Origin of the sequence: Streptomyces sp. CC0208 (genome assembly GCF_003443735.1) — a bacterium.
In the GTDB taxonomy this organism is placed as follows: Bacteria; Actinomycetota; Actinomycetes; order Streptomycetales; family Streptomycetaceae; genus Streptomyces; species Streptomyces sviceus.
The window spans coordinates 4,906,129-4,916,711 of the sequence record NZ_CP031969.1; the positions used below are offsets into that span (position 1 = coordinate 4,906,129).

The window sequence follows — 10,583 nt, forward strand, 5'->3', positions numbered from 1 at the left end:
GGATACGGCCTGCTAGCGGGTCGTCGCCGCCAGTGCCGCCCGCAGATGGCCCCCCGACTCCTCCAGCAGCCGGGCCGCCGTGGGGGCGTCGACGTCGGCCAGGATCGTCAGGATCGCGTTCTTCACCTCGCCGTCCGTGGTGGCCAGGGCGCGCTCGACCTCCTCGTCGTCGGCGCCCGTGGCGAGGGCGACGATCCGGCGGGAGCGGGCCCGCAGCTTCTCGTTGGAGGCGCGGACGTCGACCATCAGGTTTCCGTAGGTCTTGCCGAGGCGGATCATCGTGATCGTCGACAGCATGTTGAGGACGAGCTTCTGGGCGGTGCCGGCCTTGAGGCGGGTGGAGCCGGTGAGCAGTTCGGGGCCGACGACCACCTCGATGCCGTGGTCGGCCGCGGCCGCCAGCGCGCTGTCGGCGTTGCAGGACAGGCCGACCGTCAAGGCCCCTTTCGCTCGGGCGTGTTCCACCGCGCCCACGGCATAGGGGGTACGACCGGACGCGGACACCCCTACCACCGTGTCCACGGCCGTCACCGCGAGCCCGTCCAGGTCGGCCCGTGCCAGCTCCGCGGAGTCCTCGGCCCCCTCGACGGACGTGACCAGCGCTTCCGGGCCACCGGCGATCAGGCCCACGACCCGCGCCGGGTCCGTGTTGAAGGTCGGCGGGCACTCGGAGGCATCCAGGACACCGAGGCGTCCGGCGGTTCCGGCACCGGCGTAGATCAGCCGGCCGCCCCGGGCCATGCGCTCGGCGATCGCGTCGATGGCGGCGGCGATCACCGGCAACTGCCGGGAGACCGCGGCGGGCACGGAGGCGTCCTCGCCGTTCATCTGCCGGGCGATGTCCAGGGTCGGCAACTGGTCGATGTCGGCGAGCTCGGGCCGGAAGGCCTCAGTGGTGAGCGTCTCCAACTGGGCTCGCAGATCACGGGGGTCGGAGGGGGAGGTCATGGAGGAGCGGCTCTTTCTTCGTTACCGACGTCTACCGGGCAACTCGTGTCTACCGACGATGCCGATGCGCCAGCGCCTCGTAGGACGCGGCCAGCGCGGGCGCCGCCGTCTCGTACGTCCGCTGCGCCACCCCCACGAACAGACAGTCCACCACCAGCAGCTGACTCGTCCGCGACGACATCGCCGCGGGCCGCAGCTCGCTCTCCCGGGCCGTGGACGTCGTCAGCACGTGGTCGGCGTACTGCGTCACCGCACCGTCCGGCCGCCCGGTGATGGCCACCGTAGTGGCCCCGTGCTCGAAGGCGACCCGCAACGGCTCGATGACATCTCCGGTCGCCCCCGAGTGGGTGATCGCGATCGCCACATCCCCCGACCGCAGCTGCACCGCGTTCGTCACGGCCAGGTGCGGATCGCTGTGGGCCTGCGCTATCAGCCCTATGCGCAGCAGCTTCTGCGTGAGGTCCTGCGCGACGAGGCCGGAGGCCCCCACTCCGTACACGTCGATCCGCCGCGCCGAGGCCGTCGCGGCGACCGCCGCGCCCAACTGCGCGGTGTCCAGCCCGGCCGCCGTGTCCGCGAGGGTCTGCTGCTCGTCGTAGGCGAGCTTGGCGACCACGTCCGCGATCGGATCGTCCACCGCGATGTCCGTGGTGATCGCCGGCGCCCGCCCGGACTGCTGCTGCGCGGCCAGCCCGGCGAGGGCGAGCCGCAGGTCGCGGTACCCGGGATACCCCAGCAGCCGGGCGGTCCGCACGACCGTCGCCTCGCTCGTCCCGGTCCGTTCGGCGAGGCCCGTCACGGTGAGCGCCGCGCACCCCGCGGGGTCGGCGGCGACTGCCTCGGCGACCCGGTGCATGGAGCGGGTCATGGAGGGACCCAGCGTGCGCACCTTCGCGGCGAGAGCGCTGCCGAAAATTTCCTTCACTTCCTGGGTCACGTATGAAAGATATTTTCGGCTCGGAGTCGTGGTCAAGAGCCCGCACAATGGCTTCATGGAGTCCATCGGTCCACTGGAGCAGTCCCTGCACGCGGCACGCGCCCGCGTGCTCGCCGACCTGGCCGCGGGCGAGGTCGCCGCCGCCGACGTGGTGTCGATGGTCGAGGACTCCGTCGTGCAGCGCCGCTGGTGGGTGGAGCAGTGGCCGGAGGGCGCGGAGTTCGTCGCGGGCCTGGTCGCGCAGGACGTCCAGGACGCGCTGCTGGAGACCTACGGCCGCTGGCCGCTGTGCCCGGTGTGCGGCTCCGGCGACCCGCACGCCCTGGAGGTCGAGCCGGAGCTGGGCCCTGACCCGTACTGGGTGTGCCACAAGGCGGGCGTGAAGGTCGCGGCGGTCGGCTCGCTCGGAACCGCGGCGGGCGGGACCTTCCCGTCGTGACCGTCTACATCGACCCACCCGCCTGGCCGGGCCACGGCCGCATGTGGTCCCACCTGATCAGCGACGTCTCGTACGACGAACTGCACCTGTTCGCCGACGAGTTGGGCGTCCCGAGACGCGCCTTCGAACGCGACCACTACGACATCCCCGCGCACCGGTACGCGGACGTGGTCGCGGCGGGCGCGAAGGAGGTGAGCAGCCGGGAGGTGGTGCGGCTGCTCACGGGGGCGGGACTGCGCCGGCGCAAAGGCCGTTAACCGGCCCCTCCGGGAAGGACGTACAGCCACAGCCCCGGCTCCTCCTCCACGGTCGCCCGTGCGAACCCGGCCCGGGCGATCACGCGTTGGGAGGCCGCGTTGTCGGGCTCGATGGTGGCGCAGAGGCTGCGCACGTCGTCGCGGGCCAGGGCCCAGTCGCTCAGCGCGCGCAGGGCCTCCGTGGCGTAGCCCTGGCCGCGGGCGCTCTCGGCGAGGTCGTAGCCGACCTCGGCGCGGCCGTCCTCGTCGGGGGCGCCGTGGAAGCCCATGCCGCCGATCGCGCGGCCGTCCTCCCGCCGTACGAGGACGAAGAGGCCGAACTCCGGGCGGTGGACCCCGGCCTCGTATGCCTTGAGGGTCATGCCGGCGGCCTCGCGGGTGCCCTCGAAGGGGCCGTCCTCGACCCACTCGAAGTCGCCGTCGCCGCCCGCGGCCAGCTCGGCGGCGGACGCGGGCGTGACGCCCTGGAGGGTCAGGCGCTCGGTGGGCAGGACGAGGTTGTTGCTCCAGCGCCACCCGGTGCGCGGTGCGCGGCCGGGCAGGTCGCCGCGGCCGGTGGCCCACAGGAGGGTGTGCCAGGGGTCGGGGCCCGGCTGGACGTCGGGGAAGATCCGGGTGAGGACGTACTCGGGGAGGTGGGCGGGGGGCTCGTACGCCAGGCCCAGGCCCTCGGCGATGTCGTACGTGTGCAGCAGCACCTCGGCGACACCCATCGCGGCGAAGCCCACGCGGTTCGCACTGCGGAAGGGCTGGGGGTGGAAGGCGCGGGCCTCACGGGGCGCGGTGCGGACCGCCGCGGCGAGCAGGGCGCCGCTTGTCTCCAGGACATGCAGCAGGCCCATGTTGTCGGTGCCCTCGTCGAGCGTGATGTCGAAGGGGACGTAGTCGTCCTGGGCGCCTCCGGCCAGGTTCGCGGCGTACGAGATCAGGCAGCCGGAGATGTGGAAGGCCGTCTCGTGGACGGTCCACTCCATCCCGGCCGGCTGCACGGCCGTCCAGTCCCGGTCCACCGCCGTCCGCAGCACCGCCACCGCGTCCGCGACGGCCTCCGTCAGCCGCTGCGCGCCCCAGTCCCCGCCCATGTCTGCCATGCGGGCAGGCTAAGGCGCCGGGCGACTCAGAGCGACAGCATTTCCAGCTCCGAGGTGAGGTTGTAACGGGCTGTGGCCTCCCATTCCCGTTCCCCGTACGGCGTCCTGAAAAGGCGGGGCAGATCGAGCAGTTGCCGCAGGATCGCGGACCTGCCCTCGCGGAAGGCGTCGCTCGGGACGAAGCCGTACTCCTCGCGGACGGCGGCCGTGTAGGCGGCGTACGCGGAGGGCGGGGCGGCGAGGATCGCGAGGTCGGCGTCGCACAGGACCTGGCCGTTGCGGTCGTCGTCGGCGGGGGCGTGGGTGGTGGTGAGGCGGACCAGTCGGGCCACTTCGGCCGTTCCGTCGTCCGGGACCCCGGCCTCGGGGAGGGCGCGTTCGGCCAGGCGGGCGGAGCGGTCCTCGTTCTCCGAGCGGTCCGGCAGGTAGACGGCGTCATGGAACCAGGCGGCGAGGCGGACCAGGTGCGGGTCGTCCGCGTAGGTCTCCAGTACGTCGATGTGGTCCAGCACCGCGGTGAGGTGCGCGAGTGTGTGGTACCGGCGCTGCGGTTCCTGCCAGCGGGCGAGGAGGTTGTCGGCGTACGGCAGCGGGTCGGGGCCGCCGGTGCCCCTCGCTCCGTCCAGGGCGGCGGCGAAGCGGGCGCGGAGGTCGTCGAGATCGGCCATGTTCCTCATTGTCCCCCCGGTCGCCCCCTGGCAGCTTGGCCCCATGACTGCTGACGACGTACGAGACCCTTCCCTGCCCGGTCGTCTCCTGGCCACCGAACGTGACGCCCTGATCCCCCTCCTGCGCTCCCGCCCGGACGCCGACTTCGCGCTGCCGACGCGCGGGTGTCCGGGGTGGAGCGTGCGCGGTGTGCTGGCGCATTGTTCGTCGGCGCTGATGCGGGTGGTGGAGGGCCGGTTCGAGAAGGGGGTCTTCTCGCCCGAGGCCAACGACCGGGACATCGCCGAGCGCGCCGACTGGACGAACCAGCAGGTCGTCGACGAGCTGGAGCGCGGGATGACGGAGGCGGGGCCGGTGATCGCCGCGGCGGGCGGGGTGCTGGACGTCATCGGGCTGGGGGAGTGGGTGCACGCGGGTGACGTGCGGGAGGTCCTTGGGGAGCCGGGCGCGTACACGGGCGCCGGCCTTCCGGACGCCCTCGCCCTGCTCGCCCGCACGACCCGGGAGCGCGGCCACCTGCCCCTCCACGCCGACCTCGACGACCTGGACGAACCGCTCCGGCTCGGCGATGCGGCGGGCGACCGCACTCCGGCGCGGTACATCGGGGACGCGGCGACCCTCGTACGGCTGTACTCGGGGCGTCCGGTGGAGGGGCGGGCGTACGAGCTCGCGGGCGCGGAGGCGAAGGAGCTGAACATCTTCGGCTGAGACACGCCGGTGAGAGGGGCCCTAGGTCGGCGTATTCTGGAATTGGACTAGACCTGTAGCCGCCCAAGACCGTCGACGAATGGGGTCCCATGAGCAAGCGTGCAGTCCTGGAGGTGATCGCCCTCGACGCCGAGGACGCGATCGCCGCCCAGGCCGGAGGCGCGGACCGGCTGGAACTGGTGACCGACATGGCGGCGGACGGTCTGACGCCGACGGTCGCGACGGTCGCCGCGATCCGGAGTGCCGTGGACATCTCGCTGCGGGTGATGCTGCGGTTGTCGGACGGTTTCCGGGCGGGCGATGTCGCGCAGGTGGGCCGGGCGGCTCGGGAGCTGCGGGACGCCGGGGCCGAGGAGTTCGTGCTGGGGTTCCTGGACACGGCCGGTGAGGTGGACCTCGCGGCCGTCGAGACGGTGGCCGCGGAGCTGGACGGCTGCCGCTGGACCTTCCACCGCGCCATCGACCACGCGGCCGACCGCGACGCCCTGCGCAAGCAACTGGCGGACCTGCCGGGCCTGGACACCTACCTCACGGCGGGCTCGGCGCTGGGCGTTGACGAGGGGCTTCCGGTGCTGCTCACGGAGGCGGCGAGGGCGGGGGAACCCGGGTACCGGCAGCAGCTTCTGGTGGGTGGGGGGCTGCGGCTGGACCATGTGCCGATCCTGCGAGCCGCGGGGATCGACGCGTTCCACATCGGGGGTGCGGCGAGACCGGGCGGGTGGGTGGCGCCGGTGGCGGCGGAGGCGGTCGCGCAGTGGCGGCGGGCTCTGGACCTGGGCTGAGCGGAACTCCCCGGGGGAGTGGGGACCGCGCGAGCAGTCCCCACGCGCCGCACCCGGCGGAACCTACCCGGCCAGCTGCGCAGGCAGCGGCGCCGTGTGCGTCACGATCAGGCCCGACACCGCTCGGGTCAGCGCCACGTACAGCCGCCGCAGGCCCGTGCGTTCGTCCGGTTCGCCGTCCACCACCGCCTGGGGCTCGTCCAGGACGACGTAGTCGTACTCCAGGCCCTTGGCGAGGGAGGCCGGGACCAGGGTCAGTCGGGTCTCGGCCGTGGTCTCCTCACCGGGGGCGAGGTACGGGATGCCGACCACCGTCAGCGCGTCCGCCAGCTCAGGGACGCGGGCGTCGGCGGCGATCAGACCCGTCGAGCCCTCGTGGCGCAGCAACTCCTCGCACGCGGCCACCACTTCGGCCGTGCCGGAGCTCTCGCGCAGGTCGAAGAATCCCGGGTTCTCACGCACCGACGCGACCGGGGTCAGGCCCGGCGCGATGTGCGGCAGGAGCCGGGAGGCGTAGGTGATGACGTCCGTCGGCACACGGAAACCGGCCGTCAGCTCCTCGATCACGCCCTCCGGCTTGCCGAGGTGGGCCAGCGCCTCGTCCCAACTCCGCGTCGCCCACGGCGTGGTGCCCTGCGCGAGGTCGCCGAGGACGGTCGCCGAACCGGTCGAGCAGCGGCGGCCGACCGCCCGGTACTGCATGGGGGAGAGGTCCTGCGCCTCGTCGAGCACCACATGCCCGAGCGAGTGCGTGCGCTCCACGAGGTCCGTCGCCTCGTCGATCAACACCGCGTCCGCGGACGACCACCTGGCCGACTTCACCGACCGCACCGGCTTCGCCCACAGGATCGTCTTCTGCTCGTCCTCGTCGAGGACGCCGTCCGCGTGCACGGCGAGGAAGTCCGCGTCCGTGAGCAGCCGCAGCACCAGCTTCGCCGGATCCACCGGCGGCCAGATCGCCTTCACCGCCGCCTTCACCGCCGGGTTGCGGGCCACCGCGTCCTGCACGCGGTCGTCCGGCGCCTCCCCGGACCGCTCCATCTGCACCAGCACGGCGTGCGCGATGCGCTGCGGAAGGGCCTCGCGGGCGGCGCCGTAGCGGATGCCCCGGTCGAGCAGCTCCCGGACGATCTCCTCGATCTCGTACGCCGGTACCCGCCACCTGCGTGACCCGCGCACGACCATCACCGGCTCGGCGGGCAGGGTCACGTGGGAGTACACGGCCCGCCTGAGCACCTGAGCCATCCTCGCGTCGCCCTTGAGGACCGCGGCGGGCGCGTCGTCGGTGCCGCGCACCTCGACGCTCCTGGCGACGAGGTCGTCGACGGTCGCCTGCTGGACGCTCAACTCGCCCAGCGCGGGCAGCACCTGCTCGATGTAGTGCAGGAAGGACCTGTTCGGTCCGATGACGAGGGTGCCGGTGCGGGCGAGGCGCTCGCGGTGGGCGTAGAGGAGGTAGGCGACCCGGTGCAGGCCCACGGCGGTCTTCCCGGTACCCGGACCTCCCTGGACGCAGACCGTGCCGCCGAGCCCGGACCGTACGATCTCGTCCTGCTCGGGCTGGATGGTCGCCACGATGTCCCGCATCGGGCCGACGCGTGGGCGCTCGATCTCCTGCTGGAGCAGCTTGCTGGTGGCGGCAGCCCCCGACGGCTCTGTCGGGTCGGACAGGTGCTCGTCCTCGTACGCCGTGATGTCCCCGCGGGTGTACCCGAAGCGGCGGCGCAGCCCGACGTCCATCGGGTCCTTCTTGGACGCCCGGTAGAACGGCTGCGAGACCGGCGCCCGCCAGTCGATCACCATCGGGTCGCCGTCGTGGTCGTGGACGTGCCGGCGCCCGATGTAGAAGCGCTCGCCCTCGGCGCCCTCGGCCCGGTCCGCGCCGGGGGAGTGCAGGTAGTCGAGGCGGCCGAAGAACAACGGGGTGTCGCTGAGGTCCGCCAGCGCCTTGATCCGGTCGTTGATCTGGCGGGCCAGGACCTCGGCGTTGACCCAGTTCGCGGTGACGTCCGTGATGTCCAGCGACTCGACGTCCTCGCGCATGGCGCGCAGTGCGGCGCGGGAACCGGCGAGGTGGGAGCGTTCGCGGGCGAGGGGGTCGTCTGCTGCGGGCGCGGGAGTGGACGGCCTGGACAAGGGGGTGCCTCCGAAGGTGCTGCGGGGTGGTGGCTGCCGGGTGGACGGCAGCGAGGTGCCGACCGGTTTCCGTCCGGGCGGCGGCACTCCGGGAGGGAGGCGGGCAAGAGCGGAGATTCTAGAGGGACGGGGGCAGAAGGGGCCAACGAATTTCTCCGGCTGCTCAGCGAATGTCTCCGGCCTCTCCGCGAATTTCTCCGGCCCCTAAGGGATCGCCCCTCCTCCTCTAGGGGTGGCTCCACCCGCGGGCGGTACCCAGGTAGCACAGAAAGGGGCTACCTGGGACCGATGCCCTCTTTATGCCTGCTCGGCCACCATGGAGACATGAGTACAGCGACCTTCACCCCAGCCCCCGGTCGCCCGTCCGGCGCGACCCCCGTCTCAGGCGACCACAGGGCCCACCGCCTCGGCGACGCCCTGCGCGCCATCCGTGTCTTCGCGGTCGCCGCCTTCGACGTCGTCATACTCGGCGAGTACGGCGAGGAAGTCGGCGTCCGCCGCAGGTAGCCCCCCGCTCAGCTCTCGGCCAGCAGCTCGTCCGCGTCCACGATCCGGTAGGCGTACCCCTGTTCCGCCAGGAAGCGCTGGCGGTGCGCGGCGAAGTCCTGGTCGATGGTGTCCCGGGCGACCACGGAGTAGAAGTGGGCCTGGTGGCCGTCCGCCTTCGGACGCAGCACCCGGCCGAGCCGTTGCGCCTCCTCCTGGCGGGAGCCGAAGGTGCCCGAGACCTGGATGGCGACCGTCGCCTCCGGCAGGTCGATGGAGAAGTTCGCCACCTTCGACACCACCAGCACGCTGATCTCGCCCTGCCGGAAGGCGTCGAAGAGCTTCTCGCGCTGGGCGTTGGAGGTCTCGCCCTTGATGACGGGGGCGTCCAGATGCTCGCCGAGTTCGTCGAGCTGGTCGATGTACTGGCCGATCACCAGGATCTGCTGGCCCGCGAACCGCCGTACCAGCGCCTCCGTGACCTTCCGCTTCGTCGCGGTCGTGGCACAGAAGCGGTACTTCTCCTCCTGCTCGGCCGTGGCGTAGGCGAGCCGCTCGGAGTCGGTCAGGTTCACCCGCACCTCGACACAGTCGGCCGGCGCGATGTACCCCTGAGCCTCGATCTCCTTCCACGGCGCGTCGAACCGCTTGGGCCCGATCAGCGAGAAGACGTCCGACTCCCGCCCGTCCTCCCGCACGAGGGTCGCGGTCAGTCCGAGTCTGCGGCGGGCCTGGAGGTCGGCGGTGAACTTGAAGACGGGCGCCGGCAGCAGGTGCACCTCGTCGTAGAGGATGAGCCCCCAGTCGCGGGAGTCGAAGAGCTCCAGGTGCGGGTAGACGCCCTTCCGCCGGGTCGTCAACACCTGGTAGGTGGCGATGGTGACGGGCCGGATCTCCTTCCGCGTCCCGCTGTACTCGCCGATCTCCTCCTCCGTCAGCGAGGTCCGCTTCACCAGCTCGTGCTTCCACTGCCGGGCCGAGACGGTGTTGGTGACGAGGATGAGGGTGGTCGACTTGGCCTGTGCCATGGCCCCGGCGCCGACCAGGGTCTTCCCGGCACCGCAGGGCAGCACCACGACCCCGCTGCCGCCGTGCCAGAAGTTCTCCACGGCCTGCTTCTGGTAGGGCCTGAGCGCCCACCCGTCCTCGTCCAGCTCGATCGCGTGCGCCTCGCCGTCGACGTACCCCGCGAGGTCCTCGGCGGGCCAGCCCAGCTTCAGCAGCGTCTGCTTGATCTGCCCGCGCTCGGAGGGGTGCACGGCCACCGTGTCCGGGTCGAGCCGCGCCCCGACCAGCGGGATGATCCGCTTCGAGCGCAGGATCTCCTCGAGCACCGGCCGGTCGGTGGTGGTGAGCACGAGCCCGTGGGCGGGATGCTTGCTCAGCGTGAGCCGCCCGTACCGGTCCATCGTCTCGGCGACGTCGACGAGCAGGGCGTGCGGCACCGGATACCGGCTGTACTGCACCAGCGCGTCGACCACCTGCTCGGCGTCGTGTCCGGCGGCGCGCGCGTTCCACAGCCCCAGCGGGGTCACCCGGTAGGTGTGGATGTGCTCCGGCGCCCGCTCCAGCTCGGCGAACGGCGCGATGGCCCGACGGCACTCGTCGGCCTGCTCGTGGTCGACCTCGAGCAGTAGGGTCTTGTCGGACTGGACGATGAGAGGACCGTTCACCTACGTACACATCCCTTCCGCACGGCCAAACCTCCAGTGTGCCCCATCAGGTGGGAGGCGGGCGCGGGGCGGCCTGTGGCGCCTGGAATCAGGCGGCTCGCTCCCTATAGGGTGTGGCAGGTTTCGCGTGCACGCTCCCGACAAAGCACGCGTGTGTGCGAAGGATGCCGATGGACGCTAGCGCCGGGATCGACTCATGCCTGCTTGATGTCACAGGCCTGAGCATGGAAGCGCTGGACGAGCTGCTCGAAGAGCTGCCCGGCACGGCGCTGAACGCGGTGCTGCGACGCATGGTCGACGAGGCGGTCAACCCGGTCGGCGTGCCGTACGCCGCCTTCGATTCCTCGATCTGACCTCGCCCCACCCTCCCTTCCGGCACACTCGGACGGATGTCCGAAGCCGACAGCTTGAGCCGTCATCGCGCTGGGTATGACCCGGACGTGCTCCGACGTACAGG

General features: G+C 72.0%; 12 protein-coding genes. 6 read left to right on the top strand and 6 right to left on the bottom strand.

Going from position 1 to position 10,583, the window contains the following annotated elements; genetic code table 11:
• Nucleotides 1-12: 12 nt before the first annotated feature.
• Entirely contained in the window at nucleotides 13-948 is a 936-nt protein-coding gene (gene murQ / locus D1369_RS22575) for an N-acetylmuramic acid 6-phosphate etherase (protein WP_007382884.1), read from the bottom strand.
• A 49-nt stretch (nucleotides 949-997) separates the two neighbouring features.
• A complete protein-coding gene (locus D1369_RS22580) occupies nucleotides 998-1,816 on the bottom strand; it encodes a MurR/RpiR family transcriptional regulator (protein WP_237557897.1) in 819 nt (272 codons plus the stop codon).
• 124 nt (nucleotides 1,817-1,940) lie between these two features.
• Between D1369_RS22580 and D1369_RS22585 the strand changes: the two genes are divergently transcribed.
• Together D1369_RS22585 and D1369_RS22590 are read left to right on the top strand one after the other, a co-directional pair.
• The gene (locus D1369_RS22585; protein ID WP_007382882.1) at nucleotides 1,941-2,324 is read left to right on the top strand and encodes a hypothetical protein; all 384 of its coding nucleotides are present in this window, start codon (nucleotides 1,941-1,943) and stop codon (nucleotides 2,322-2,324) included.
• Nucleotides 2,321-2,581, top strand: a complete 261-nt coding sequence (locus tag D1369_RS22590; protein WP_007382881.1) for a DUF4031 domain-containing protein — start codon at nucleotides 2,321-2,323, stop codon at nucleotides 2,579-2,581. Before D1369_RS22585 ends, D1369_RS22590 begins: the two co-directional genes overlap by 4 nt.
• Here the strand turns inward: D1369_RS22590 and D1369_RS22595 are convergent.
• Nucleotides 2,578-3,663 carry a GNAT family N-acetyltransferase gene (locus D1369_RS22595; RefSeq protein ID WP_007382880.1) on the bottom strand — a complete coding sequence of 362 codons (1,086 nt, stop codon included), beginning with the start codon at nucleotides 3,661-3,663 and terminating at the stop codon, nucleotides 2,578-2,580. The two genes, D1369_RS22590 and D1369_RS22595, sit on opposite strands and share 4 nt — an antisense overlap.
• A 35-nt stretch (nucleotides 3,664-3,698) precedes the next feature.
• Entirely contained in the window at nucleotides 3,699-4,340 is a 642-nt protein-coding gene (locus D1369_RS22600) for a hypothetical protein (protein ID WP_037900556.1), read from the bottom strand.
• 43 nt (nucleotides 4,341-4,383) lie between these two features.
• Between D1369_RS22600 and D1369_RS22605 the strand changes: the two genes are divergently transcribed.
• Both D1369_RS22605 and D1369_RS22610 read left to right on the top strand, forming a co-directional pair.
• Nucleotides 4,384-5,049 (top strand): maleylpyruvate isomerase family mycothiol-dependent enzyme, encoded by a 666-nt coding sequence (locus tag D1369_RS22605; RefSeq protein ID WP_037903414.1) that lies wholly within the window; start codon nucleotides 4,384-4,386, stop codon nucleotides 5,047-5,049.
• 89 nt (nucleotides 5,050-5,138) lie between these two features.
• The gene (locus D1369_RS22610; protein WP_007382877.1) at nucleotides 5,139-5,831 is read left to right on the top strand and encodes a copper homeostasis protein CutC; all 693 of its coding nucleotides are present in this window, start codon (nucleotides 5,139-5,141) and stop codon (nucleotides 5,829-5,831) included.
• Nucleotides 5,832-5,894: 63 nt separating this feature from the next.
• Here D1369_RS22610 and D1369_RS22615 read toward each other — a convergent pair whose 3' ends face one another.
• Nucleotides 5,895-7,874 (bottom strand): UvrD-helicase domain-containing protein, encoded by a 1,980-nt coding sequence (locus D1369_RS22615; protein WP_237557896.1) that lies wholly within the window; start codon nucleotides 7,872-7,874, stop codon nucleotides 5,895-5,897.
• A gap of 417 nt (nucleotides 7,875-8,291) precedes the next feature.
• Here D1369_RS22615 and D1369_RS22620 point away from each other — a divergent pair, with 417 nt between their 5' ends.
• On the top strand, nucleotides 8,292-8,474 hold the full coding sequence (locus D1369_RS22620) for a hypothetical protein (RefSeq protein WP_037900554.1): 183 nt from the start codon (nucleotides 8,292-8,294) through the stop codon (nucleotides 8,472-8,474).
• Between the two features lie 8 nt (nucleotides 8,475-8,482).
• Here the strand turns inward: D1369_RS22620 and D1369_RS22625 are convergent, their stop codons facing one another.
• Nucleotides 8,483-10,126 (bottom strand): DNA repair helicase XPB, encoded by a 1,644-nt coding sequence (locus D1369_RS22625; RefSeq protein ID WP_007382874.1) that lies wholly within the window; start codon nucleotides 10,124-10,126, stop codon nucleotides 8,483-8,485.
• A 170-nt stretch (nucleotides 10,127-10,296) separates the two neighbouring features.
• Between D1369_RS22625 and fxsA the strand changes: the two genes are divergently transcribed.
• Nucleotides 10,297-10,479: an FxSxx-COOH cyclophane-containing RiPP peptide gene (gene fxsA / locus D1369_RS22630; protein WP_158680136.1), complete on the top strand. Its 183-nt coding sequence runs from the start codon at nucleotides 10,297-10,299 to the stop codon at nucleotides 10,477-10,479.
• Nucleotides 10,480-10,583: the final 104 nt, after the last annotated feature.

Excerpts from the sequence above, each read along its gene's own strand:
- D1369_RS22580 (WP_237557897.1), bottom strand. The coding sequence starts at position 1,816 with ATGACCCGCTCCATGCACCGGGTCGCCGAGGCAGTCGCCGCCGACCCC.
- D1369_RS22605 (WP_037903414.1), top strand. The coding sequence starts at position 4,384 with ATGACTGCTGACGACGTACGAGACCCTTCCCTGCCCGGTCGTCTCCTG.
- D1369_RS22585 (WP_007382882.1), top strand. The coding sequence starts at position 1,941 with ATGGAGTCCATCGGTCCACTGGAGCAGTCCCTGCACGCGGCACGCGCC.
- D1369_RS22610 (WP_007382877.1), top strand. The coding sequence starts at position 5,139 with ATGAGCAAGCGTGCAGTCCTGGAGGTGATCGCCCTCGACGCCGAGGAC.
- D1369_RS22615 (WP_237557896.1), bottom strand. The coding sequence starts at position 7,874 with ATGCGCGAGGACGTCGAGTCGCTGGACATCACGGACGTCACCGCGAAC.
- D1369_RS22600 (WP_037900556.1), bottom strand. The coding sequence starts at position 4,340 with ATGGCCGATCTCGACGACCTCCGCGCCCGCTTCGCCGCCGCCCTGGAC.
- D1369_RS22595 (WP_007382880.1), bottom strand. The coding sequence starts at position 3,663 with ATGGGCGGGGACTGGGGCGCGCAGCGGCTGACGGAGGCCGTCGCGGAC.
- fxsA (WP_158680136.1), top strand. The coding sequence starts at position 10,297 with ATGGACGCTAGCGCCGGGATCGACTCATGCCTGCTTGATGTCACAGGC.
- murQ (WP_007382884.1), bottom strand. The coding sequence starts at position 948 with ATGACCTCCCCCTCCGACCCCCGTGATCTGCGAGCCCAGTTGGAGACG.
- D1369_RS22620 (WP_037900554.1), top strand. The coding sequence starts at position 8,292 with ATGAGTACAGCGACCTTCACCCCAGCCCCCGGTCGCCCGTCCGGCGCG.